At 38.3% G+C, this 26698-nt stretch carries 23 protein-coding genes; 16 read left to right on the top strand and 7 right to left on the bottom strand.

Annotated features, from left to right (window positions below; translation table 11 throughout):
* Nucleotides 1–405 precede the first annotated feature (405 nt).
* The 4 genes from tnaC to mutT all read left to right on the top strand — a co-directional run bounded on the left by tnaC (nt 406) and on the right by mutT (nt 3870).
* Nucleotides 406–510, top strand: coding sequence for a tryptophanase leader peptide (gene tnaC / locus SB028_RS20760; RefSeq protein ID WP_071788547.1), 105 nt, complete (start codon nt 406–408; stop codon nt 508–510).
* 114 nt (nt 511–624) lie between these two features.
* A complete protein-coding gene (locus SB028_RS14365) occupies nt 625–2028 on the top strand; it encodes a tryptophanase (protein ID WP_069367705.1) in 1404 nt (467 codons plus the stop codon).
* 73 nt (nt 2029–2101) lie between these two features.
* Nucleotides 2102–3352, top strand: coding sequence for an aromatic amino acid transporter (locus SB028_RS14360; RefSeq protein WP_069367706.1), 1251 nt, complete (start codon nt 2102–2104; stop codon nt 3350–3352).
* A gap of 125 nt (nt 3353–3477) precedes the next feature.
* On the top strand, nt 3478–3870 hold the full coding sequence (mutT, locus tag SB028_RS14355; protein WP_069367707.1) for an 8-oxo-dGTP diphosphatase MutT: 393 nt from the start codon (nt 3478–3480) through the stop codon (nt 3868–3870).
* A 76-nt stretch (nt 3871–3946) separates the two neighbouring features.
* Here mutT and yacG read toward each other — a convergent pair whose 3' ends face one another.
* The 6 genes from yacG to ppdD all read right to left on the bottom strand — a co-directional run bounded on the left by yacG (nt 3947) and on the right by ppdD (nt 8657).
* Nucleotides 3947–4159 (bottom strand): DNA gyrase inhibitor YacG, encoded by a 213-nt coding sequence (gene yacG, locus SB028_RS14350; protein ID WP_069367708.1) that lies wholly within the window; start codon nt 4157–4159, stop codon nt 3947–3949.
* 54 nt (nt 4160–4213) lie between these two features.
* Nucleotides 4214–4966, bottom strand: a complete 753-nt coding sequence (gene zapD / locus SB028_RS14345; RefSeq protein ID WP_069367709.1) for a cell division protein ZapD — start codon at nt 4964–4966, stop codon at nt 4214–4216.
* Nucleotides 4959–5582 carry a dephospho-CoA kinase gene (coaE, locus tag SB028_RS14340; protein ID WP_069367710.1) on the bottom strand — a complete coding sequence of 208 codons (624 nt, stop codon included), beginning with the start codon at nt 5580–5582 and terminating at the stop codon, nt 4959–4961. Before coaE ends, zapD begins: the two co-directional genes overlap by 8 nt.
* Nucleotides 5583–5816: 234 nt before the next feature.
* Nucleotides 5817–7016, bottom strand: coding sequence for a type II secretion system F family protein (locus SB028_RS14335; RefSeq protein WP_069367711.1), 1200 nt, complete (start codon nt 7014–7016; stop codon nt 5817–5819).
* The gene (locus SB028_RS14330; protein ID WP_069367712.1) at nt 7013–8113 is read right to left on the bottom strand and encodes an ATPase, T2SS/T4P/T4SS family; all 1101 of its coding nucleotides are present in this window, start codon (nt 8111–8113) and stop codon (nt 7013–7015) included. Before SB028_RS14330 ends, SB028_RS14335 begins: the two co-directional genes overlap by 4 nt.
* Before the next feature lie 100 nt (nt 8114–8213).
* The gene (ppdD, locus tag SB028_RS14325) at nt 8214–8657 is read right to left on the bottom strand and encodes a prepilin peptidase-dependent pilin (RefSeq protein WP_069367713.1); all 444 of its coding nucleotides are present in this window, start codon (nt 8655–8657) and stop codon (nt 8214–8216) included.
* Nucleotides 8658–8868: 211 nt separating this feature from the next.
* On the opposite strand from ppdD, the gene ampD reads away from it, so the two are divergent.
* The 10 genes from ampD (at nt 8869) to SB028_RS14275 (ending at nt 23327) form a co-directional block, all read left to right on the top strand.
* Nucleotides 8869–9411, top strand: a complete 543-nt coding sequence (ampD, locus tag SB028_RS14320; RefSeq protein ID WP_069367714.1) for a 1,6-anhydro-N-acetylmuramyl-L-alanine amidase AmpD — start codon at nt 8869–8871, stop codon at nt 9409–9411.
* Nucleotides 9412–9735: 324 nt separating this feature from the next.
* Nucleotides 9736–10506 (top strand): pyruvate dehydrogenase complex transcriptional repressor PdhR, encoded by a 771-nt coding sequence (pdhR, locus tag SB028_RS14315; protein ID WP_069368021.1) that lies wholly within the window; start codon nt 9736–9738, stop codon nt 10504–10506.
* 163 nt (nt 10507–10669) lie between these two features.
* Nucleotides 10670–13336 (top strand): pyruvate dehydrogenase (acetyl-transferring), homodimeric type, encoded by a 2667-nt coding sequence (gene aceE, locus SB028_RS14310; RefSeq protein WP_069367715.1) that lies wholly within the window; start codon nt 10670–10672, stop codon nt 13334–13336.
* 12 nt (nt 13337–13348) lie between these two features.
* Nucleotides 13349–15217, top strand: a complete 1869-nt coding sequence (gene aceF, locus SB028_RS14305; RefSeq protein WP_069367716.1) for a pyruvate dehydrogenase complex dihydrolipoyllysine-residue acetyltransferase — start codon at nt 13349–13351, stop codon at nt 15215–15217.
* A 201-nt stretch (nt 15218–15418) separates the two neighbouring features.
* Entirely contained in the window at nt 15419–16846 is a 1428-nt protein-coding gene (gene lpdA / locus SB028_RS14300) for a dihydrolipoyl dehydrogenase (RefSeq protein ID WP_069367717.1), read from the top strand.
* Between the two features lie 499 nt (nt 16847–17345).
* Complete coding sequence (gene acnB, locus SB028_RS14295; protein ID WP_069367718.1) at nt 17346–19943, top strand: bifunctional aconitate hydratase 2/2-methylisocitrate dehydratase; 2598 nt, start codon at nt 17346–17348, stop codon at nt 19941–19943.
* Between the two features lie 137 nt (nt 19944–20080).
* Nucleotides 20081–20452 (top strand): YacL family protein, encoded by a 372-nt coding sequence (locus SB028_RS14290; protein WP_069367719.1) that lies wholly within the window; start codon nt 20081–20083, stop codon nt 20450–20452.
* A 92-nt stretch (nt 20453–20544) separates the two neighbouring features.
* A complete protein-coding gene (gene mscS / locus SB028_RS14285) occupies nt 20545–21405 on the top strand; it encodes a small-conductance mechanosensitive channel MscS (RefSeq protein ID WP_069367720.1) in 861 nt (286 codons plus the stop codon).
* A gap of 477 nt (nt 21406–21882) precedes the next feature.
* Nucleotides 21883–22506 (top strand): arginine exporter ArgO, encoded by a 624-nt coding sequence (argO, locus tag SB028_RS14280; protein ID WP_069367722.1) that lies wholly within the window; start codon nt 21883–21885, stop codon nt 22504–22506.
* Between the two features lie 86 nt (nt 22507–22592).
* Nucleotides 22593–23327 carry an oxidative stress defense protein gene (locus tag SB028_RS14275; RefSeq protein ID WP_069367723.1) on the top strand — a complete coding sequence of 245 codons (735 nt, stop codon included), beginning with the start codon at nt 22593–22595 and terminating at the stop codon, nt 23325–23327.
* Nucleotides 23328–23401: 74 nt separating this feature from the next.
* On the opposite strand, the gene SB028_RS14270 is transcribed toward SB028_RS14275, so the two are convergent.
* Entirely contained in the window at nt 23402–24301 is a 900-nt protein-coding gene (locus SB028_RS14270; protein ID WP_069367724.1) for a LysR family transcriptional regulator ArgP, read from the bottom strand.
* 160 nt (nt 24302–24461) lie between these two features.
* Between SB028_RS14270 and rpiA the strand changes: the two genes are divergently transcribed.
* Nucleotides 24462–25118 (top strand): ribose-5-phosphate isomerase RpiA, encoded by a 657-nt coding sequence (rpiA, locus tag SB028_RS14265; protein ID WP_069367725.1) that lies wholly within the window; start codon nt 24462–24464, stop codon nt 25116–25118.
* Nucleotides 25119–25390: 272 nt separating this feature from the next.
* Entirely contained in the window at nt 25391–26641 is a 1251-nt protein-coding gene (gene serA, locus SB028_RS14260; RefSeq protein ID WP_069367726.1) for a phosphoglycerate dehydrogenase, read from the top strand.
* The last annotated feature ends 57 nt before the right edge of the window (nt 26642–26698 follow it).

Here is a 26698-nt window from a genome sequence, read left to right as displayed (position 1 = left end):
GTTATTTATAAGTTTATTAATGTTTTATTATGAAATAAATATTTCATGAATTATTATTTTGTTTTAATGAATAAAACAGGTAATGGAAAAGTAAAAAGATTAGCGTCTTATTGTTAAATTATTAATCATTATAAAAACCATGGTTATTTACAGTGCGTTTTTATTCTATGATAAATGCAATATAAATATATGTATTACCACTTTATGGTATCAATAAAAATTTAAGTTATAAAAAATATTTTATTAAATATTGAAATAAGTGATAGCGATCACGTTAATATATCATTTATTATGAATAGTGTGATTTTTGTCCAAAATATACTATTGTTATATTACTAATTGTGTTTAACTGTTATATAAATTAACGCATAAATTGTACTATTTCCTGACTATAAGGGTTAAAGTATGTTCTCATCATTTAATGTTTTGATAATATTAAGAGGTTTCTTCAGATTGAAGAAATGGTTTAATATTGATTCTGAACTCGCCTTCTTCTTTCCTGAAAAATAATCCTTTTTTATAACCATCCCAAATAATTTAATACTCTTTTTCCATTTAATTAAAATGGGAAGATTATTTTATTTATTCTAATTTCATTATTTAATTTATATTAAAGGTATTATCATGGCTAAAAGAATCGTAGAACCATTCCGTATTAAAATGGTAGAAAAAATTCGTGTTCCTTCAAGAGAAGAACGTGAAGCTGCATTAAAAGAAGCAGGATATAACCCATTCTTATTACCAAGTCATGCTGTTTATATTGATTTATTAACAGACTCTGGTACTAACGCAATGAGTGATCGCCAGTGGGCAGCAATGATAACAGGTGATGAAGCTTATGCAGGTTCAAGAAACTATTATGATTTGAAAGATAAAGCCAAAGAGTTATTTAACTACGATTATATTATTCCAGCTCACCAAGGACGCGGTGCTGAAAATATTCTTTTCCCTGTATTATTAAAATATAAACAAAAAGATGGAAAAGCGAAAAATCCTGTATTCATTTCTAACTTCCATTTTGATACAACAGCCGCTCACGTTGAATTAAATGGCTGTAAAGCAATTAATATTGTGACTGAAAAAGCATTTGATTCAGAAACCTATGATGATTGGAAAGGCAATTTTGATATTGCTAAATTAAAAGACAATATTGCTAAATATGGTGCAGATAACGTTGTTGCCATTGTTTCAACTGTGACTTGTAATAGTGCTGGTGGTCAGCCTGTTTCAATGGATAATTTAAGAGAAGTTTACGAAATCGCAAAACAACACGGTATTTTTGTTGTTATGGACTCAGCGCGTTATTGTGAAAATGCGTATTTCATTAAACAACGTGATCCTAAATATAAAAATGCAACGATAAAAGAAATTATTTTAGATATGTATAAATATGCTGACGCATTAACAATGTCAGCGAAGAAAGATCCGCTATTAAATATCGGTGGTTTAGTCTCAATTCGAGATAATGAAGAAGTATTCACATTAGCAAGACAACGCTGTGTACCAATGGAAGGCTTTGTTACCTATGGTGGTTTAGCGGGTCGAGATATGGCTGCAATGGTACAAGGTTTAGAGGAAGGTACTGAAGAAGAGTATCTGCATTATCGTATTGGTCAGGTTCAATATTTGGGCGATCGTCTACGCGAAGGGGGTATTCCAATTCAATACCCTACTGGTGGACATGCTGTTTTCGTCGACTGTAAAAAATTAGTGCCACATATCCCAGGTGATCAATTCCCAGCTCAAGCTGTCATTAACGCACTTTACTTAGAGTCTGGTGTCCGTGCTGTTGAAATTGGTTCGTTCTTATTAGGTCGTGATCCTGCAACGGGTGAACAAAAACACGCAGATATGGAATTTATGCGTTTAACCATTGCACGTCGCGTCTATACTAACGACCATATGGATTATATTGCTGATGCACTTATTGGCTTAAAAGATAAATTTAAAACGCTTAAAGGTCTTGAGTTCGAATATGAACCACCTGTATTAAGACACTTTACTGCTAGATTAAAACCTATCAAATAAATAATACTCCACAATAATAATGGCTCTCGTGCAATGCGAGAGCCCTATCCTTATTTCAGTAAGGACTAAAAAAATGGAAAATAAGTCAGTAAATAAAGAACCCTCAATTATTGTAGGGGGATTTGTGTTGGGTGGCGCCATGATCGGTGCGGGAATGTTTAGCCTACCAACAATAATGTCTGGTGCTTGGTTTATTAACTCACTCTTTATATTATTTATTGTTTGCTTCTTTATGTTTCATTCTGGAATTTATATTCTTGAATGTATATCGAAATATGGTGCAGGAACAAATTATTTTCATATATCGAAAGAGTTATTACCTAAATGGGCGTGTTATCTCGCGAATGCCTCCTTGATATTTGTTTTGTATATATTAATTTATGCTTATATCTCTGCTGCGGGGTCGATTATTTATGAAGCTTCATCATTATATGGTTTTAATTTAAATCTGAGAGTGATCTTCTTTGTCTTTACCATAGTACTTGGGGCGACAATATGGTGGGGAGGCGCTTGTGCTAGCCGTTTAACCTCAATATTTTTATTTATTAAGATTGTTCTATTTGTATTAGCATTCTCGGGCTTATTTTTTAAAGCGAGAGGTGATTTATTATTTACTGCAACTTTTGAAGGTAAAAGCCAATTATATCTTTATCCTTTTATTTTTATCATCATCCCTTATGCTATAACTTCTTTTGGTTATCATGGTAATGTTTGTAGCCTTTATAAGCTTTATCATGAAAATGAAAGAAAAGTTGTAAAAAGTTGTATTATTGGTTGTGTGTTAGCGCTGGTAATTTATTTACTTTGGATGATTGGCACCATGGGGAATTTACCTCGTGAGCAATTTATTACGATTATCCAAAAGGGCGGTAACTTAGATGCCTTTGTTGATTCGTTATACACTGTATTAAATAGTAAATATATTGAAGGCTTTTTATTATGGTTTTCTATTAGTGCTGTATTCTGTTCATTTTTAGGGGTAGCGATTGGTCTATTTGACTATATTTTAGCATCACTAAAATTTGAAGATAATAAAACAGGGCGTTTAAAATCGGGCGTTTTATGTTTCACTCCACCTTTACTATTATGTTTACTTTTCCCTAATGGTTTCTTAATTGCGATTGCTTACGCAGGAACAGCAGCATGTGTATGGGCAATTATTTGTCCTGCGGTTATGGCACTTAAAGCACGTGAGAAATTTCCAAATTCAGGCTTCAAAGTGTGGGGAGGTAAAGGATTAATTTATGCTGTTATCACTTTTGGTGCCGTAGGGATTATTTGCCAAACATTAGCACAGTTCGGATTCTTACCTATTTATGGTTAATTAATCGAGTTATCGTGAATTAATCCAGATAGTCAGGGAAAGAAAACCAGAGTAGCACCATTGGATATACGTTATAATAACGTTAAGTTGTTATAATGACGTGACTATTCAATAGGTTGTCTATAATGGATAAAAAGAAGCTACATATTGCTGCGGGTATTATTTGTGATCAACACAATAATGTCTTTATCACCCAACGTCCTCTAAAATCACATATGGGCGGATTTTGGGAATTTCCTGGGGGAAAATTAGAAGATAAAGAGACGCCAGAGCAGGCGCTAGTCCGTGAGTTACAAGAAGAAATCGGTATTGATGTAACGCAATGCTCACTTTTTGAAACCGTTGAGCATGATTTTCCAGATCGACACATTACTTTATCTTTTTTCTTAGTAACGAAATGGGATAATGAGCCTTATGGCAAAGAAGGGCAAGAATTTAAGTGGACATCTATTAGATCGTTAAATGCTGATGATTTTCCGCCTGCTAACCGTAGCATTGTGGCGTTATTGCAAAAGTAGGATAGTGCTAACTAAGCGTTTATAAATAAAATAGCCACTTGGTTGAGTGGCTATTTTTATGTTCAGGATTGGAAAATTAAAAGTCTTTGGGCTCTTGTTGCGGCGCTTCACTCCAATCATCGCTGTCATTAATATCGCTTTGGCTTGGAATACGCTTTGATTCATCAGCCCATTCACCTAAATCAATAAGTTGGCAACGCTTGCTACAAAAAGGGCGATAAGGGCTACTTTCATTCCAAACCACTTCTGTTTGACAGGTTGGGCATTTTACAACTAATTCTTCGCTCATTATCTCTCCTCGATTTCATTGGTGCGAGTTATGCTTATAGCAATAAATATAATGTTAGCAACAAGCGATCTCAAAAGGTAGCTCTAGAGGTACTGTTCCATTTTCACTATCAAGGGGTAAAAAGCGGATCGCGTAGCGATTTTTGTGCCCAGAGACTTGAGGATAGATCTGGTGATCAATGGCTATTTTAATACGTAATAATTCAGCTTCTTCAGCACTGTCTTGATAAAAACCACGGTGACTGAGTGCAGGCTTAAATGTATCTGATTGGCGAATAAGCATGAGTAAACTATTCAATGTGTTTTGTAGTGGTAATAAGCCCGTCAACCAGTTTTGTAATCTATCATCACGAGTTGCTTGAGGTAAACTTAACCACAGATGTAATGCAGGCACATCAAAGTTACAACATCCACCAGGAATACTTAGGCGTTGTTTAACTAAACTGATGATTTTATCTTGTTTTAAATGTTGCCCAATACGAGGCGCTTTACTTAATACGGCTGCATTTTGGGCTAATTCATCAATAATTTGAGTGACAATCGCTTTATCAACATTAGGAAATGACAGCCATTGCTGTAATTTTTTTTGTCTTTTTTCTAGTTCTTTCAGTAATTCAGCGCGGATTTCGCCACGATCAAGTACTTCAATAAATTCTGATATTGCACGGAAAAATGAGAGTGCGGTGGGCAATGAATCAATTGCACTAAAACTGTTAATTTGAATCAATGAGTTTTCAATTCTAAGCCATGAACGCATTTTTTCATTAAGAGGGTGTTCGAAGATGATTGTTGTGATGTCATCACTCATGGCGATTGTCCTGTAACGCTTGTTGAGCTAATTCTAAGTAATGCTGATGGAGTTGCTTAACTTTTTCGATCATATTTTGGCTATTATCGTGATTTTCAATAATATCATCAGCGACGGCTAATCTTTCCTGTCTTTGAGCTTGAGCTTTTAAAATATTGAGAACTTGCTCTCGGCTCACGCCATCTCGTTTCATGGTTCTTTCTATTTGCTCTTCTTGTGTCACATCAACAACAAGAACACGGGAGGCGAGATGCGTTAATTTGTTTTCAATTAATAATGGAACAACCCAAATAAAGTAGGGCGCTTTAATTTGCTGTATCTGTTTTTGAGTCTCTTGTTGTATCAATGGGTGAAGAAGATTGTTAACCCACGTTTTTTCTTCATTATTTTCAAAAATAATCTGGCGCAATTTTGCTCGGTTTAATGAGCCGTTGGGTAGCAAAATGCAGTCACCAAAGTGCTGATGCAGTGCATTTAGCCCTAAAGAGTGAGGTTCTACGACTAATCGAGCAATAATGTCAGCATCAACAAGAGGTACACCTAATGAGGCAAAAGCATTAGCAACGGTAGTTTTACCACTGCCAATGCCACCTGTAAGAGCAACCGTATAAGCCATTTGTGTTTATCTGTTTTTAATGAATTAAAATTTACTATGAGTCTAGGTATTCTAAAGCTTAATTTTGTTTTTATCACAAGATAATAACCGCAATATTTGGGTTTTATTCGGTTATTATGATAGATGATTTTCTGCTACCCTGATACCCTACCTCATAATATGTAATAGAATTATCATTAATCAATAGATTAGTGCAACATATGATAACAGCATGTTACTCATAAAATTTGTGATTCACTGTATAGTATCACCTAACTGTAATATGGGAAGATACATAGCAATGATTAATGTACCAATAATTAATGCAATGACAGCCATCAGTATTGGCTCTAACCAAGCACTCATTGTATTTAATTGCTCATCGAGTTGATGATAAAACCAATCACTGAGTTGCTGGCAAAAATAGAGCAATTGCCCTGAATTTTCTGCACAAATAATAAATTGATGGCAAATAGGTGTAAAAAGAGGCTCATTTTTCATAAATAAGCTCAACGATTTACCTTGCATAATATGGTCACTCATTTGAGAAAGTACTTGCTTATAAATAGGATGTATAAGTTGTTCTGTTCCTATTTTTAATCCTTGTAATAAAGATAATCCTGCTTGTTGTGTAATACTCATTATCTGAAAAATAAGATGTAATTGCTGATACTTTAAAAATTTACCCAAATAGGGAATACGAAGAAAGAGTGCTTGTTCTGCGAAATAAAAAGAGGGGAAAGAGTAACGAATTAAACGATAAACAAATATTAATCCGATAAAGATAAACGTTATCATACTGATATAATCAGTAAGCCATGTTGAAAAAGTAATAAGGGCTAGTGTTAAATGAGGAAGCTCTGCATTAAAGGTACTATATAAGGATTGATATTCAGGTAAAACATAGAACAACATAATACTGGTAATAAAAACTAATACAGTCAGTAAAAAGAAAGGATACTTAAACGCTTTTTTGATTTTTTTTACAATTTCTTGGTGTTTTTTTAACTGAATTATTTGTAGATTAATCACTTCATCTAATTTTCCACTTTCTTCACCAATAAAAATAAAACGACTTAATGAAGTTGGAAAATAAAGTGGATAGCGAGTTAATTGTTTAGAAAGTGAACCTCCTTGCATTAAGTTAAAAATAATATCTTCTAATACACATTGCCAATGCGAGTAATGACATTCATTTTTTAATAGTGTTAATGCAGGAAGAAGCGCTAAACCAGAGTGAAGTAATAAAGCTAATTGTTCTAATAATTGAATTCGATATTGTTTATCAGCATCTTGAAATAAAACAATTTTATATAAACGGATATTGATGGGCGTTTTTTGTTGTTGAGTCAAGTTAATAAATGCTTCGTTATTCGAGGACGCAAGTATTTTTCCTGTACACCACTCCCCTTGATACGTTAATGCATCATAGCGATAGATTAGCTGTAGTCTCATTCAATATCTCCTAGTGTTTGATAAACCTCCTCAAGTGTCGTTATTCCTTGTTTAATTAATGAAAAGCCGGAGTAGAATAAATGATAAGGGGATGACTGTGTTTGTTTAGATGGCTCAAAGCAGTCATAGATAGCTGTTCTTCCGCTATATCCTGAACAGCATTGTTGGCAACCAACGGCTTGCCAATTGGGTAATTCGACCATTTCTTTATTTATATTAATATGCTGTTTATCGAATAAGCATATTTTACAGTGTGGGCATAAACAACGAACTAATCGTTGTGAAATAATTAAACTAACACAGGAATGAATAAGATCTTTTTCAATACCTAAGTTATGTAGACGCATTAATGTCGATGACGCCGAATTGGTATGTAAGGTTGATAATACTAAGTGCCCTGTTTGTGCTGCTTTTATTGCCATTTCAGCAGTAGATTGATCACGTATTTCTCCTACCATAATAATGTCAGGATCTTGGCGTAGTAATGCCCGTAATATTGTCGTGAATGTGATCCCTGATTTTTCAGAAATTTGAATTTGATTAATACCCTTCAGAGGTAATTCAATCGGATCTTCAACACTGTTTATATTTAGGTTCTCTTTATTTAAATAGTGTAAGCAACTGTATAAAGTGAGTGTTTTTCCGCTTCCCGTTGGTCCTGTAACTAAAATCATTCCTTGCGGTAAGTTTAAATATTTCTTTAATAGCGTTAAATGCGAGGGTTGAAAGCCTAGATGATTCAATTCTGGTTGTTGTAAATTATTTATAAGCCGTAGAACAATTTTTTCACCATACAGTGTGGGGAGTGTCGCTATTCGTATTGAATAGTTTTTTTCATGATAAGACCAACTAAATTGTCCATCTTGAGGCAGTCGTTTTTCTGCAATATTTAAGTTAGAAAGTACCTTTAATCGAGTGACTATTTCTTTAGAAAATTCATCTGGCGGAGACGATAATAGATATAAATGATTATCTATCCTAGCGCGAATTCTTACACTGGTTTGTTGAGGCTCTATATGTAAATCAGAGACGCGTTTTAAAATACTTTCACGTAATAAATGCTCAATAAATTCTGTTGCAGAGTGTGTGATATCCATTCTTCACCTCTATATACCTTTTGATTTATCTACGTTATTTTCAATGTGTAACGTGCGTAATAGGAACACTCAATATGAGTGCTCCTTTCAATCGAAAGCACTAATATGATTTTAAAATCTCACTGCACTGCTTTTGCAACGTAAGACTTTTTGCTGAACACTGTATCCTCCATTTCGGAAGGGGCTCGTTAACACTTTTTTCTAAAGACATTGTGATCGTTAGACCCTCAAGCTGTGATTTCCCTGTTGCGCTAATCACGCCGTTTCGTACATTAATATCGGACAAATATCGACTATGAAATTGTTGCGGCATAAAGGTTGAATCAGAATGACAGTGTTGAGGATCGTTTTCATAACGACATAATTCTATTGCCGAACGATAGGGTGATAGTGTTTGTAATACATCGGTTAATGCGGCTTTTTGGATATAACCTTGATAGGCAGGAATAGCAACAGAGCTTAAAATCGAGATGATAGCAATCACAATCATAAGTTCCATAAGGGTAAAACCATTTTCATTAGATTGATAATTAAGTACATTCATCTAGCGTCCTCCTTGAGTAATAGACACTAGAAGTATGAAAAAAAAGGGCTTTATTAGCGAATAAATAAAATAAAGTTTGAGTAAAATATCGAAAAGAAAAAGGAGAGATACATATTTAACCCTTATTATTGAGGGAACGTTCGCATTTATTGATGAGTCTGAGTTAATAAAGCTATTGATAATGGCTAAAACAAAATAAAAGAGGGGTGATATGGAAATTAAACAAGGTTGGCTAATCGATGCTAGACGGGTTCCTTCACCTAATCATGATAAGAGACCTGAAGGTGAGATTCCTTCTTTATTAATTGTTCATAATATCAGTTTACCGCCAGGCCAATTTGGTGGTCCTTATATTGACCAACTTTTTACCAATACATTGTCAGAGCAAGAGCACCCTTTTTTTAGTGAGATTGTTAACTTAAGAGTATCGGCTCATTGTCTTATTCGTCGAGATGGAGAAATTGTGCAATATGTGCCTTTTACTGAGAGGGCATGGCATGCTGGTATTTCTTTATATAAAGGCAGAGAAAAATGTAATGATTTCTCCATTGGTATTGAGCTTGAAGGCACTGATGAGTGTGATTTTACCCAGCAGCAATATCAACAATTAGTGAAAGTAACTCAATCGCTTATTGCGCTTTATCCTGCTATTGAAGAAAACATTACCGGGCATAGTGATGTTGCACCAAATAGAAAAACCGATCCGGGACCTCACTTTAATTGGGCTTATTACCGCAGTTTGTTAACGAAATAACGTTTTGTTTGAATATAAATTTATTTGTGTTGGTTTTTAATTCAAAATAATATTGCTGTCACGCTTCAGTTTGACTGTTTATGTGTTTAAAAAACGTTAAAAAATTTATTTTTAAGGTATCTAGATAATGCGATCTAGTTATCACTTTTTATGAATTTTTAAAATAATTTGTTAAAATTTGCAGGTTTTTATGATTTCGCTCAACAACTGTATGGACAGTTAGTGAATACTTTGTTACTTTATTATCCGTTATATTAAATTGGTATTACCAATTGACAACTCAATCACTAAGGTAATAGTTATCCAATAATGGCTTCTAGCAATATGGCTTATACAAAAATCCGCCAACCTAAGCTTTCTGATGTTATTGAGCAACAGCTTGAACATCTGATTTTAGAAGGTACTCTGCGTCCGGGAGAGAAACTCTTACCTGAGCGTGAACTGGCGAAACAATTTGATGTATCTCGGCCTTCATTGCGTGAAGCTATCCAAAAATTAGAAGCTAAAGGTTTTTTACTCCGTCGCCAAGGCGGTGGTACTTTTGTTCAGCACAATCTCTGGCAAAGTTTTAGTGATCCTTTAGCTCAACTGCTTAGCGGGCACCCCGAATCTCAATTTGATCTTTTAGAAACTCGTCATGCACTCGAAGGTATTGCTGCATATTACGCAGCATTACGAGGTACAGATGAAGATCTTGAACGTATTAAAGCTAGCCATGACTGCATTTTGAAAGCCCATGAAGAAGGGGATTTAGCCGCTGAGTCTGAAGCCGTATTGCAATATCAATTAATTGTTACGGAAGCTGCTCATAATGTTGTTTTATTGCATCTATTACGATGCATGGTGCCCATGCTTGAGCAAAATATCCGCCAGAATTTTGAGTTTCTTTACACTCGTAAAGAGATGTTAACTGCAGTAAGTGAGCATCGTCGTCAGATTTATCAGGCTATTATTAATAGAGAGCCAGAAGCTGCGCGTGAAGCATCGCATCGCCATTTGGCCTTTATTGAAGATGTTTTGTTGGATATGAGTCGTGAACATACTCGCCGTGAGCGTTCTTTGCGCCGGCTACAACAACACCCTGATTTATTTTAGTAGCACAGATCCTGACCGCTGAGTCTGTACTACCTATCGCCCTGTGATTTTCAGGGGAAGCGGTAATAACAGCAGGGCCTATCTTCCCGTCATATCAATTGGGTATAACGGGAAGATAGGCTCCCATAACCATTAAAAACAGATAACAGATAAGGAATACACCATGTCAGATATGCTGAAAAATGACGTGGATCCGATCGAAACTCGCGACTGGTTACAAGCGATCGACTCGGTCATCCGTGAAGAAGGTGTTGAGCGTGCACAGTTCCTGATTGATCAGGTATTAAAACAAGCCCGTAATGGTGGTCTTAATATTGCTTTAGGCGGTTCTGTACACAGTGATTATATCAATACCATTCCTGCTGAAGATGAACCCGCTTACCCTGGCAATCTGGAATTAGAGCGTCGTATTCGTTCTGCTATTCGCTGGAACGCAGTAATGATGGTTCTGCGTGCATCCAAAAAAGATTTGGAACTCGGCGGACACATGGCGTCATTCCAATCTTCTGCAACTTTATATGAAGTGTGTTTTAACCATTTCTTCCGCGCACATAATGAAACTGATGGCGGCGACTTAGTTTACTTCCAAGGTCATATCTCCCCAGGTATCTACGCTCGTGCATTCTTAGAAGGTCGTTTAACTGAAGAGCAATTAAATAACTTCCGTCAAGAAATCGGTGGTAAAGGTCTATCTTCTTATCCACACCCTAAATTAATGCCTGAGTTCTGGCAGTTCCCAACCGTTTCTATGGGTCTGGGACCACTATCTGCAATTTACCAAGCTAAATTCCTGAAATATTTGAATCACCGTGGCTTAAAAGATACAACTAAACAAACTGTTTATGCGTTCTTAGGCGATGGCGAGATGGACGAGCCAGAATCTAAAGGTGCTATCACCATCGCAGTTCGCGAAAAATTAGACAATCTGTGTTTCGTGATTAACTGTAACTTACAACGTCTTGATGGCCCAGTTACAGGGAACGGAAAAATTGTTAACGAATTAGAAGGTATCTTCGCAGGTGCTGGCTGGAACGTTATCAAAGTTATGTGGGGCGATCGTTGGGATGAGCTTCTGCGTAAAGACACTTCCGGTAAACTCATTCAATTAATGAATGAAACTCTGGATGGTGACTACCAGACATTTAAATCTCGTGACGGCGCTTATGTCCGTGAGCATTTCTTCAATCGTTACCCAGAAACTGCCGCATTAGTTAAAGATATGACTGATGATGAAATCTGGGCATTAAACCGTGGTGGTCACGATCCGAAGAAAGTTTTTGCTGCATTCCAAAAAGCAAAAGATACTCAAAACCAACCAACTGTTATTTTAGCTCAAACCATCAAAGGTTATGGTATGGGTGAAACAGCAGAAGGTAAAAATATTGCTCACCAAGTTAAAAAAATGAACATGGATGGCGTTCATCATTTCCGTGATCGTTTCAATATTCCTGTTGCTGATGAGCAAATCAAAGATCTGCCTTATATTACTTTTGATAAAGAATCAGAAGAATACAAATATCTGCATGCACGTCGTCAGGATTTAGGAGGTTACCTACCTGCTCGTCGTCCACGCTTTGACGAAAAACTGGATATTCCAACACTAGAAGATTTCAGCCAATTACTGGAAGAACAATCTAAAGAGATTTCAACAACTATCGCATTTGTTCGTGCCCTGAACGTGATGTTGAAAAACAAATCTATCAAAGATCGTTTAGTACCAATTATTGCAGATGAAGCGCGTACTTTCGGTATGGAAGGTCTGTTCCGTCAAATCGGTATTTATAGTCCGAATGGCCAACAATATACGCCTCAAGATCGTGAGCAAGTTGCTTACTATAAAGAAGACGTTAAAGGTCAAATTCTGCAAGAAGGTATCAACGAACTGGGTGCTGGCGCATCTTGGTTAGCAGCTGCAACATCTTACAGCACTAACAATCTGCCAATGATCCCATTCTATATCTACTACTCCATGTTTGGTTTCCAACGTATCGGCGACTTATGCTGGGCTGCGGGAGACCAACAAGCACGTGGTTTCTTAGTCGGTGGTACTTCAGGTCGTACAACACTTAACGGTGAAGGCTTACAGCACGAAGATGGTCATAGCCATATTCAATCGCTGACTATTCCTAACTGTATCTCTTATGATCCAGCATTCGCTTATGAAGTTGCTGTTATCATGCAAGACGGTTTAGAGCGTATGTATGGTGATAAACAAGAAAACGTTTATTACTACATCACTACATTGAACGAAAACTACCATATGCCAGCAATGCCAGCAGGTGTTGAAGAAGGTATCCGTAAAGGTATCTATAAACTGGAATCTCTGGAAGGCGCGAAAGGTAAAGTTCAGTTACTGGGTTCAGGTTCTATTCTGCGTCACGTTCGTGAAGCAGCGCAAATCCTGTCTGCTGAATACGGTATTGGTTCTGATGTTTATAGCGTAACTTCATTCACTGAATTGGCTCGTGATGGTCAAGATTGTGAACGTTGGAATATGCTACACCCATCTGAAGCACCACGCGTACCTTATATCGCTCAAATTATGAATGATGCGCCAGCTGTTGCATCTACTGACTACATGAAACTGTTCGCTGAACAAGTTCGTACTTATGTACCAGCAGATGATTACCGCGTATTAGGTACAGATGGTTTCGGTCGTTCTGATAGCCGTGAAAACCTGCGTCACCATTTCGAAGTTGATACTTCGTATGTGATTGTTGCTGCATTAGGTGAATTAGCTAAACGTGGTGAGATTGATGTGAAGGTTGTTGAAGAAGCAATCAAAAAATACAACATCAACCCTGAAAAAGTAAATCCACGTCTGGCGTAAGAGGTAAAGTGAATGTCTATTGAAATTAAAGTCCCAGATATCGGTGCTGATGAAGTTGAAGTCACCGAAGTGATGGTGAAAGTGGGCGACCGCATTGAGGAAGAACAATCCTTAATCACCGTAGAAGGCGATAAAGCGTCTATGGAAGTTCCATCACCACAAGCGGGTGTGGTTAAAGAGATTAAAATTGCCGTGGGCGATAAAGTCCAAACTGGCTCTCTTATCATGATTTTTGAAGCAGAGGGTGCCGCGCAAGCAGCACCTGCTCAAGAAGCCGCACCAGCACCTTCTGCTGCGGCACCCGCAGCTAGCGAACTAAAAGAAGTTCACGTTCCAGATATCGGCGGTGACGAAGTTGAAGTAACTGAAGTCATGGTCAAAGTGGGCGATAGCATTGCTGAAGAACAATCACTGATTACTGTTGAAGGTGATAAAGCTTCAATGGAAGTTCCAGCACCGTTTGCTGGTGTAGTGAAAGAAATTAAAATCGCAACAGGTGATAAAGTGAGCACAGGCTCTCTTATCATGGTATTTGAAGTTGCTGGTAGCGCACCTGTTGCTCAAGCCGCACCCGCTCCAGCAGCATCTGCACCAGTAGCATCTGCTGTGAAAGAAGTGAATGTTCCAGATATCGGTGGTGACGAAGTTGAAGTGACTGAAGTGATGGTAAAAGTAGGTGATTCCATCTCTGAAGAACAATCGCTGATCACGGTTGAAGGTGATAAAGCTTCAATGGAAGTTCCTGCACCATTTGCAGGTGTGGTTAAAGAGATCAAAATTGCAGTGGGTGACAAAGTGAAAACGGGCTCACTGATCATGATGTTCGAAGTTGCTGGTGCTGCTCCAGCTCCTGCAGCTCCAGCCGCTGCCGCACCTGCTCCAGCAAATTCTACACCAGCAGCACCTGCGAAAGCACAAGCGCCAGCACCAGCAGCAAAAGAAGAATTTGTTGAAAATGATGCTTACGTTCATGCAACGCCTGTTATTCGCCGTTTAGCACGCGAATTTGGTGTGAATTTAGCGAAAGTAAAAGGGACAGGTCGTAAAGGTCGTATCTTACGTGAAGACGTTCAGTCTTACGTGAAAGAGTTAATTAAACGTGCTGAATCAGCGCCTGCTAATGCAGGTGGCGGATTACCAGGCATGCTACCTTGGCCGAAAGTTGACTTCAGTAAGTTTGGTGAAATTGAAGAAGTTGAATTAAGCCGTATCCAGAAAATTTCGGGTGCTAACTTAAGCCGTAACTGGGTGATGATCCCTCACGTAAATCTGTTTGATGAAGCAGATATCACTGAGGTTGAAGAATTCCGTAAACAGCAAAATAAAGAAGCCGAGAAGAAAAAACTGGATGTTAAGATCACGCCGTTAGTCTTCGTCATGAAAGCAGCAGCGAAAGCACTGGCAGATATGCCACGCTTTAACAGCTCTATCTCTGAAGATGGACAGAAACTGATCCTGAAAAAATACATCAATATCGGTATTGCTGTAGATACACCTAATGGTCTTGTTGTTCCTGTTTTCAAAGATGTTAACAAAAAAGGCATTCTCGAACTGTCTTATGAGTTAGCAGAAGTTTCTAAGAAAGCACGTGCAGGTAAACTGACAGCAGCAGATATGCAAGGCGGGTGTTTCACCATTTCTAGCCTTGGTGGTATCGGTACTACCGGTTTTGCACCAATCGTTAACGCGCCAGAAGTTGCGATTATGGGACTTTCCCGTTCTTCTATGAAACCAGTATGGAATGGTAAAGAATTCGTACCACGCTTGATTTTACCAATGTCACTATCTTTCGATCACCGTGTGATTGATGGTGCTGACGGTGCTCGATTCATCACTCTGATTAATCAGTACATGAGTGATTTACGTCGTTTGGTAATGTAATTATTTAAACCGGTGCTTGGCGCCGGTTTCTCTGATTACGATGATGGATTTTACAGTCATACATCTTAGGTTGTGAGATCCGTCATGTTAGAGCGCTTTTCAGTTTATTAACATTTCTGTAAACTGCATGCGGTATGTAAGTCTCGGTGTTAAATATGGATTATCGTCTGACTCGCCGGACAAATAAATAATGAGGTCACGATGAGTACTGAAATTAAAGCACAGGTAGTGGTTCTCGGTGCAGGCCCTGCGGGTTATTCCGCAGCGTTCCGTTGCGCTGACTTAGGTTTAGAAACAGTTTTAGTTGAACGTCACTCTACGTTAGGTGGTGTTTGTCTGAACGTGGGTTGTATCCCTTCTAAAGCGTTACTCCACGTTGCTAAAGTTATCGAAGAAGCGAAAGCATTATCTGAACACGGTGTTGTATTTGACGCACCAAAAACAGATATCGACAAAATTCGCATCTGGAAAGATAAAGTTATCTCTCAGTTAACGGGTGGCTTAGCGGGCATGGCTAAAGGCCGTAAAGTGACTGTCGTTAATGGCGAAGCACGATTCACGGGTTCTCATACATTGTCTGTTGAAGGTGCCGAAGGTACAACGACCATCACGTTTGACAATGCAATCGTTGCTGCCGGCTCACGTCCAATCGAATTACCATTCATTCCACATGAAGACCCACGTGTATGGGACTCAACAGATGCACTGCAACTGAAAACCGTACCAGAGCGTTTACTGGTTATGGGTGGCGGTATCATCGGTCTGGAAATGGGAACGGTTTATCACGCTCTAGGTTCTCAGATTGACGTAGTTGAAATGTTTGATCAGGTTATTCCTGCTGCTGATAAAGACGTGGTTAAAGTATTTACCAAACGTATCAGCAAGAAATTTAACCTGATGCTAGAAACTAAAGTGACTGCTGTTGAAGCAAAAGAAGATGGCATCTACGTAACAATGGAAGGCAAAAAAGCCCCAGCAGAACCACAGCGTTACGATGCCGTTTTAGTTGCTATCGGTCGTGTACCTAACGGTAAACTGTTAGACGCAGGTAAAGCAGGTATCGAAGTTGATGATCGTGGCTTTATCCATGTTGATAAACAAATGCGTACTAACGTACCTCACATCTTTGCTATCGGTGACATCGTTGGTCAACCAATGCTGGCTCACAAAGGTGTTCATGAAGGCCACGTTGCAGCAGAAGTTATCTCTGGTAAGAAACATTACTTTGATCCTAAAGTTATTCCATCAATCGCTTATACTGAACCAGAAGTTGCATGGGTTGGTATGACGGAAAAAGAAGCGAAAGAGAAAGGTGTTAGCTATGAAGTGGCTTCTTTCCCTTGGGCGGCATCAGGCCGTGCAATCGCATCAGATTGTGCTGATGGTATGACTAAACTGATTTTCGACAAAGAAACTAACCGTGTTATCGGTGGTGCAATTGTGGGTTCTAACGGTGGTGAACTGTTAGGTGAAATCGGTCTGGCAATCGAAATGGGTTGTGATGCTGAAGATATCGCATTAACTATCCACGCTCACCCAACGTTATACGAATCAATCGGTATGGCTGCGGAAGTATTTGAAGGTAGTATCACTGACCTGCCAAATCCAAAAGCGAAAAAGAAAAAATAAGCGACTTGTTTACTGATTTACTGAAAACAGTTTAATAAAGTAGTTTAAATGATAAGGGCTAAGTTCTTTATAGAACTTGGCTCTTTTTTTATGCTTTTTTGTTGAGACAAGTATTGCGTAGTGATGGGGGAGTATTAGCGATTAGTCTTTCTTTGTTGTTTATTTAACCGTGAATTTCGCTTTAGTGCTAATTTGAGGATAAAAAAAACTATAAAAAGTGTGGTTATTAACCAAAATCTTGGTTAAAAGTCCCTGTTATATATTTTGTTTAAGTGTTTTAATCTGAATAAGTGGATATTTGAATCTGATTAATGTTACTTTTATGTGAACGAATTAACATCGTGTTGAAGATTTGCTATGCTGATAGCCCTTAGCTGGGCATAATTTTACAACCTCTTATGTTTTATGCGAGCAAAAGATCCTCTGACCTGGCATCCTTCAACAGACAGGGTGCAGACAGCCGGGTTATACAAAATGACAAAGAAGCGAGGAGACAGTCGTGCTAGAAGAATACCGTAAGCACGTAGCAGAGCGTGCAGCTGAAGGTGTCGTTCCAAAACCTCTCGATGCCACACAAACAGCCGCACTTGTTGAGCTATTAAAAAATCCCCCTAAAGGTGAAGAAGAATTTCTTCTTGATTTAATTGTTAACCGCGTTCCACCTGGAGTTGATGAAGCTGCCTATGTTAAGGCGGGTTTTTTAACTGCCCTCGCGAAAGGCGAAACCACATCACCACTTATCACACCAGAAAAAGCGGTTGAATTATTAGGCACTATGCAAGGTGGCTATAATATCCATGCTTTAATCGAATCTCTGGAAAATGATAAGTTAGCCCCAATTGCAGCCAAAGCGCTTTCTCACACATTACTGATGTTTGATAACTTCTATGATGTTGAGGAAAAAGCGAAAGCAGGCAATGTTTATGCTAAGCAAATTATGCAATCTTGGGCTGATGCACAGTGGTTTACTGAGCGCCCTGCATTAGCAGAAAAAATTACAGTTACCGTATTTAAAGTCACTGGTGAAACCAATACCGATGACTTATCTCCAGCACCTGATGCTTGGTCCCGCCCTGATATCCCATTACATGCCTTAGCAATGTTGAAAAATGCACGCGAAGGTATTGAACCTGACCAGCCGGGTAGCGTAGGACCAATTAAACAAATCGAAGCATTAAATAAGAAAGGCTTCCCACTGGCTTATGTTGGTGATGTTGTAGGGACTGGCTCATCACGTAAATCAGCAACTAACTCTGTACTTTGGTTTATGGGTGAGGACATTCCGTTTGTTCCTAATAAACGTGGTGGTGGCGTTGTTCTTGGCGGTAAAATCGCACCTATCTTCTTTAATACTATGGAAGATGCGGGCGCACTCCCTATCGAGGTCGATGTTTCTAAATTAAATATGGGGGATGTCATTGATATCTACCCATACAAAGGTGAAATTCGCAACCATGAAACGAATGAATTACTGGAAACCTTTGAACTGAAAACCGAAGTATTAATTGATGAAGTTCGGGCGGGAGGGCGTATTCCATTGATCATTGGTCGTGGATTAACATCAAAAGCGCGCGAATCATTAGGTTTACCGGTTAGCACATTGTTCCGTCATGCGAAACCTGTTGAAGAAAGCAACCGTGGTTTCTCACTCGCTCAGAAAATGGTAGGCCGTGCTTGTGGTCGTCCTGGTATTCGCCCAGGCGAATACTGTGAACCCAAAATGACTTCAGTAGGTTCACAAGATACAACAGGCCCAATGACTCGTGATGAGTTAAAAGACTTGGCATGCCTTGGTTTCTCTGCTGATTTAGTGATGCAATCATTCTGTCATACCGCGGCATATCCAAAACCGGTAGATGTTACAACACATCACACATTACCTGATTTCATTATGAACCGTGGTGGTGTTTCACTGCGTCCAGGCGACGGTATTATCCACTCATGGTTAAACCGTATGTTATTGCCTGATACTGTTGGTACAGGTGGTGACTCGCATACGCGTTTCCCTATTGGGATCTCATTCCCAGCAGGCTCTGGGTTAGTGGCTTTTGCAGCCGCTACTGGGGTTATGCCATTAGATATGCCAGAATCTGTTCTGGTACGTTTTAAAGGCGAAATGCAGCCAGGTGTGACACTGCGTGACTTAGTTCATGCTATCCCTTATTACGCGATCCAAGACGGTTTACTGACCGTTGAGAAAAAAGGTAAGAAGAACATTTTCTCTGGTCGTATTCTTGAGATTGAAGGTTTACCAGAACTGAAAGTAGAACAAGCATTTGAACTTGCTGATGCATCAGCAGAACGTTCAGCGGCAGGTTGTACCATTAAACTGGATAAAGCGCCTATTATTGAGTACCTGCAATCTAATATCATTTTACTGAAATGGATGATTGCTGAAGGTTATGGCGACCGCCGTACTATCGAGCGCCGTATCACTTCAATGGAAAACTGGTTGAAAGATCCGCAATTACTTGAAGCCGATGCAGATGCAGAATATGCGGCAGTGATCGAAATTGATTTAAATGAGATCAAAGAGCCAATTCTGTGTGCACCTAACGATCCAGATGATGCTCGCCTATTATCAGAAGTGGCAAACAGCAAAATTGATGAAGTCTTCATTGGTTCTTGTATGACGAACATTGGTCACTTCCGTGCGGCGGGTAAACTGCTTGATCAACACAAAGGTCAATTACCAACACGTTTATGGGTTGCTCCACCAACAAAAATGGATGCAGCACAATTAACGGAAGAAGGCTATTATAGCGTTTTTGGTAAGAGTGGAGCACGTATTGAAGTACCAGGTTGTTCACTCTGTATGGGTAACCAAGCGCGAGTTGCTGATGGTGCAACCGTTGTTTCAACTTCGACACGTAACTTCCCTAACCGCTTAGGTACAGGTGCAAATGTGTATCTGGCTTCCGCGGAGCTTGCGGCTGTGGCTTCATTATTAGGTCGTTTACCAGAGCCACAAGAGTATCTGGATTTCATGAATAAAGTGGATGAAACAGCTGAAGATACTTATCGCTATCTAAATTTTGACCAACTAGAGCAATATACAGACAAAGCAGACCAAGTTATTTTCCAAACAACGGTATAACGGTTAATTTATTGCTTTAAAGTATTTTATATGAACAAACGGGAGGCAAACGCCTCCCGTTTTTTGTTATTTTTGTCATAATAAGAATAAGATATTTTTTTATTAAAAAAGCGAGAGCTTTATAAGGGGCGTACACCATGGATTATGAATTTCAGCGAGATCTCACTGGCGGTATATTAGCCCGTTTTTCGATGGATCATGAAGCAATAGGCTATTGGTTGAATGATGAAATTCAAGGCGATATCAGCCTGATAGATCAAATTCTTGAAGAAATGGAAAGAATTAAAGGCAGTGAAAAACAGTGGGAACTTATCGGTAAAGAATACAGTCTTTCTATTGATGACGAAGAAGTGATGGTAAGAGCCAATACCTTGCATTTTGAAACGGATGAAATGGAAGAGGGCATGAGCTATTACGATAATGAAAGTATCTCTTTTTGTGGTTTAGATGATTTTGCTACTATGCTGCAAAAATATCGGTTATTTATTCTGGAAAATAGAAGAAATTAACAAATCCTATATATTTTTTGAATAAATCTGCCACAATACACTATTGAATTACTATTCTTTTCATTACGTTTTTAAGTTTAAAAGGTGGTCTAATGAATGAATTACCGGCTAGTTTAGATGAAGCAACAGGTTGGTTTGTGGCAAATCAGGATCTCTTTATTCAGTATGCTGTGAATATTATTGCTGCATTCTTGATACTGTTCGTTGGTCTTTTTGTGTCAAAAATGATTGGTAAAGGTGTCGCAAGAGTTTTAACGCTGCGCCACATTGATGCTACCGTCGTGACATTTTTGTCTGTTTTAGTTCGTTATACCGTTGTTGCTTTTACCTTAATTGCAGTATTAGGGCGATTAGGGGTTCAAACAGCATCTGTTATCGCTGTATTGGGTGCCGCTGGTTTAGCTGTCGGTTTAGCATTACAAGGTTCACTGTCTAATTTTGCTGCTGGTGTACTGATTGTTATTTTCCGTCCAATACGTACAGATGAATATGTGATGATTGGTTCTGTCGAAGGTACCGTGAAAGATGTGCAGATTTTTTCTACCACATTACGTTCAGCAGATGACAGAATAATTGTTATTCCAAATAGTAAAATTATCAGTAGTGAAGTAATCAACTTAAGCCGCGAGCCTAATCGCCGTACACAAATTATTGTTGGTGTGGCTTATGATGCTGATATTGATAAAGTGAAACAAGTCCTAGGTGATGTTGTTGCTAAAGATAAACGTATTCAACATGATAAAGGCGTCACTATCCGTTTACATGAAATGGCACCGTCTTCATTAAACTTTGTAGTTCGTGTTTGGACAACTAATGGTGATGCATGGCCTGTTTATTGGGATCTGATGGAAGATTTTAAACGCACATTAGATGCGAATAATATTGGTATTCCATTCCCACAAATGGATGTTTATATGCATCAAACACAAAGTGCGACAGCGAAAGTAGAATAGTCTCACAATAATAGATGATCTAGAGCCACGTTAATAACGTGGCTTTTTTGTATGATAACAACAAAGAAAAAATAATAAGGTTACACTGATGATAACAGGGGCTAGATACTATTAATGGAGATAATCTTAAGGAGTTTCTTTTTTGTTTTTCATTATTTTGATAGTTATATTGTGTTTGCTTTAGCACTATTATTATTATGGTATTCCCATAAAGCAGAGAAAAAACGAACACGTATTATCTTATTTATTATCGCCTTAATTGTGGTTACACCTCATATCACAATCGGGTTTAATTTTATTTTCATGTTATTAATGAATATGGCTATTTCATCTTACTCATTCTGCTGAAACTTTATTTTTCCTATTTTATTACCATTAGTTTTTCTTATTATCAATAAGAATGATTCATTTCCTCTAATATCAAAACCTCTCTATTATTCATCCATTATTAAACGAATAATTATTGGGATATTTTGCATGTTCACGACTTTTTTTCAGGGGTTTCTATTAAGCGCAGCAATGATTTTGCCAATTGGTGCTCAGAATGCCTTTGTTTTACAACAAGGAAGTAAAAAACAGTTTCATTTAATGAGTGCATTATTATGTGCTTTGAGTGATGTTATTTTGATCACCGCCGGTGTCTTTGGTGGAAGTGCGCTACTTAGCCAATCAGAAATACTTTTATTACTGATCACTTGGGGAGGTGTGGCGTTCTTATTATGGTATGGCTGGAATGCATTTAAAACTGCGCTTTCAAAAGATATTGAATTATCACAAAGTAAAAATCAGGTAAAAAGCCGTTGGCGTGTGATTGTGACATTAGTTGCCGTAACTTGGCTTAATCCTCATGTTTATTTAGATACTTTTGTTGTGATAGGCAGCATTGGCGGGCAATTGACGTCAGAACTGCGTCCTTGGTTTACATGTGGTGCGATATTTGCGTCTATAAGCTGGTTTTTTGCATTATCACTACTGGCAGCTTGGTTTTCTCCAATATTAAGCAAAGTACGCTCACAACGTATTATTAATCTATTTGTCGGATGTGTAATGTGGTTTATTGCTGTTCAATTGGCAGCGCAAGGTTGGAAAACTCTCTTTTAATCTTAAAGAACTTTACATCAGATATGCTAAGGTTCTTTTTAGCCATAAAAAGATGGTCTTAAATTTTATTATGTCAGGGGGTTTTTGTGAAATTAAAAGCGATTGTATTAGCATCCGTGTTTACACTGGGATTACCTTCTTTTGTATTAGCGGCGTCTGAGCCAGAAGGGCCACATATTACAACATCGGGTAATGCGACAATTAAAGCCGCTCCTGATATGGCAACATTAAATATTCAGGTTAACGAAAGAGCAAAAGATGCAGCTCAGGCGAAGAAGCAAGTCGATGAGCGTGTTGCAAAATATTTTGCCTTCTTAAAAGAAAATGGTGTTGTGAAGGAAGATATTGATGCTGCTAATATCCGTACTCAACCAAACTATGAGTATGATAAAAAAGCAGAGCGCTCAGTGATTAATGGCTATACCGCAACACGTACGGTGAATGTCAAAATTAAGAAGTTAGAACAGCTTAATACGTTGCTTGATGGCGCATTAGCAGCTGGTTTAAATGAAATTAATAACGTTGAATTTGGCGTAAATAATCCTGAGCAATACAAAACAAAAGCACGTGAAGTTGCGATTAAAAATGCCATTGATCAAGCAACGTCAGTAGCAAAAGGGTTTGGTGCTGATTTAGGTGCGGTATACAGTGTCAGCTATCGTGCACCAGAGGCAACACCTTATCCAATTGCACAAGTGCGTATGGATGCAATGTCATTAAAAGCCCAAGCACCAGCGGCAGTGCAAGAAACTTATGAGCAACAAAGTATCGAATTTAAAGATTATGTTGATGTGGTGTTTGAATTAAAACGCACGAAATAATCATGACGCAATAAAAACAAAATAGGCTTCTTAGCGAAGCCTATTTTTTTGTGTTAAAAATGAAAATAGTCGTGTCATTCTTCATCTTGTTTTAAAACTTTGCGACCAAAATCAATGAGTGCGTCTGTTACTTTTCTCATGGTTCTACTTTCTGGTGCAAAGCGGTGCCAATAGAGCATACGTCTCTGGCAAAGCCCCGGCGTTAAATCAACCAACTCTCCACTTTTTAGTTCATTAGCAATTTGTAGATGTGGGATCATACAACAGGTTGAACCTTGTTTAGCTAATTGCACAAAGGCTTCAGAGGAGTTCACGATATGGCACGGCACACTACCGGGCGATAAACCGAAATTTTGTTGTAAAAATGCCTGATGCATATCATCAAGATGGTCAAAGGCGACGGCTGGCGCTTTTAATAACGAAGATTTTGTTACACCGTTTGCAAAGTAGCGTTGAGCAAAGTCAGGAGAAGCAACGAATAGATAATCGAGAGCGCCTAATTGATCGACAAGACAACTTGGTAGTGCTTGTGGTTGAATACTGATAGCACCAACAACTTCGCCTCGTCTTAATCGTTCTTGTGTTCGTGTTTCATCTTCAACTTGAATATTAAGTCGAATTGGCAGTTGTGTTAAAACTGGATGCAAAGCAGGTAATAACCACGTTGCCAAACTATCAGCATTTACCGCTAAAGAGAGTAAAAGCGGTGTAGAACCGCTGTTTTCATCACCTAACCATTGTTCTTCAAGTAATTCTACTTGATGCAATAGTGCTAATAATTTTTGTCCTTGCTCAGTAGGTTGAGGGGGAACCGTTCTCACTAATAACGGTTGTCCAAATAAATTTTCTAACTGTTTGATACGCTGAGAAACGGCAGATTGTGTAATACACAATTTTTGCGCGGCTCTTTCAAAACCACGTTCTCGAATGACGGCATCAAGGGCTTGTAATGCTCGATAATCAGGGCGTTTCATTAACAGACTCTCTTCGATTTTATATTCTATTGCTTACTATGCCATATTTTTTGTTGCAATGAGTTAAAATGTTGCTTCTCAGTTTTTGATGTGTCTCGTGCTAGTTTTGAATGCAATATGCTATTCTTAAGCCATTAACGTGATAAATAAGGTTATTTAAATGACTCAGGATGAATTGAAAAAAGCAGTAGGTTGGGCCGCGCTTGAATATGTAAAACCAGGCATGATTGTGGGTGTCGGTACAGGTTCCACGGCTTCTCACTTTATTGATGCTTTAGCAACAATGAAAGGTCAAATTGAAGGCACAGTTTCAAGTTCAGAAGCATCAACGGCAAAACTAAAAAGTTACGGTATTCCCGTTTTTGACTGTAATGAAGTCGATTCTCTAGATATCTATGTTGATGGTGCTGATGAAATTAACCATCAAATGCAGATGATCAAAGGTGGTGGTGCTGCATTGACGCGTGAAAAAATCATTGCAGGCGTAGCAAAAACATTTATCTGTATCGTTGATGAATCTAAACAAGTTGATGTATTAGGTAAATTTCCACTCCCCGTAGAAGTGATCCCAATGGCGCGCTCTTATGTTGCGCGTGAACTCGTTAAGTTAGGTGGCTTACCTGAATACCGTGAAAACGTAGTAACAGATAACGGTAATGTTATTTTAGACGTTCATAATTTAACGATCCTTAATCCTATTGAACTGGAAAACAAAATTAACAGTATTCCGGGTGTTGTAACCGTAGGATTATTTGCTAACCGTGGCGCAAATATTGTTTTAATGGGTACCTCTGAAGGTGTGAAAACCCTTAAGTAGTTCTTTTTAAGATAGGTAGCGATGGCTACCTATTTTTAAAATTATTTTAGAAACTGCAAATTCAGTGATATATATCACACGATAGTTATATGTCTCTCTAAAATCCTGCCATTTTCAAAGTCAAAATCATTTTACTCGGTAGAAAATCACTTTATTTACCGCTTATTCTGTCATCATTGCAATCGGTTGTATTGCCACAAAATCTATTTTTGTTATGTTGATGAGACAGGATTTTGTTTTTCATTAAATGTAATAACGATAGGGCAGGGTAAATGGTCAAAGTATCTTTGGAAAAAGAAAAGATAAAGTTTCTACTCCTTGAAGGAGTGCATCAAAGTGCAGTAGAAAATTTAAGAGCTGCGGGTTATACCAATATTGAATATCACAAAGGCGCATTATCGGATGAAGAATTAAAAGAAGCTATCCGTGATGCACGTTTTGTTGGTCTTCGTTCCCGCACTCACTTAACAGAAGACATTTTTGCGGCGGCTGAAAAATTAGTTGCTGTGGGATGCTTCTGTATTGGTACTAATCAGGTTGATTTAGAGGCCGCTGCTCGCCGCGGTATTCCCGTTTTTAACGCACCTTTCTCAAACACTCGTTCCGTGGCTGAAATGGTGCTCGGTGAATTACTGCTATTACTGCGCCGTATTCCAGAAGCAAGTGCGAAAGCGCATCGTGGGATTTGGGATAAACAAGCCAAAGGCTGTTTTGAAGCCCGTGGTAAAAAATTGGGTATTATTGGTTATGGTCACATTGGTACCCAGTTAGGTATTTTGGCAGAAAGTGTTGGTTTAGATGTCTATTTTTATGATATTGAAAATAAACTACCATTAGGTAATGCAACACAAATTCGCCATCTGTCTGAACTATTGAATATGTGTGACATTGTCAGCTTACATGTGCCAGAAACACCATCAACCAAGAATATGATAGGGCATGAAGAAATTCAGCGCATGAAACCAGGCTCCATTCTTATCAATGCTTCTCGTGGTACTGTGGTTGATATTCCTGCCTTATCACAAGCATTAGACTCAAAACATTTATCTGGTGCTGCGATTGATGTATTCCCATCAGAGCCGGGTGCAAATAACGATCCTAACGATCCGTTTGTATCTGAACTGATTAAATTTGACAATGTGATATTAACACCGCATATCGGTGGCTCTACCCAAGAAGCACAAGAAAACATTGGTTATGAAGTGGCGGGTAAATTAGCGAAATATTCAGATAACGGTTCTACATTATCTGCTGTTAACTTTCCTGAGGTATCATTACCAAGCCATGGTGATGATGTAAACCGTTTACTGCATATTCATGAAAACCGCCCGGGTATGATGAATAGTATCAATAAGGTCTTTACTGAAGAAAACATCAACGTCGCTGCACAGTATTTACGTACATCCGGTAACGTAGGTTATGTTGTCATCGATATTACAACACAAACAAAAGCTCAAGCTGAATTAGTGTTACAAAAAATCAAAGCATTACCGGGAACTATCCGTGCCCGTATGCTTTACTAATTATTGATAAGTTATCCGTAATATATTGAAGGCTCGAAATATCGAGCCTTTCTGTAT

Source organism: Proteus vulgaris, from assembly GCF_033708015.1.
Lineage (GTDB): Bacteria > Pseudomonadota > Gammaproteobacteria > Enterobacterales > Enterobacteriaceae > Proteus.
This window is presented reverse-complemented; position numbering and strand designations above follow the sequence as displayed.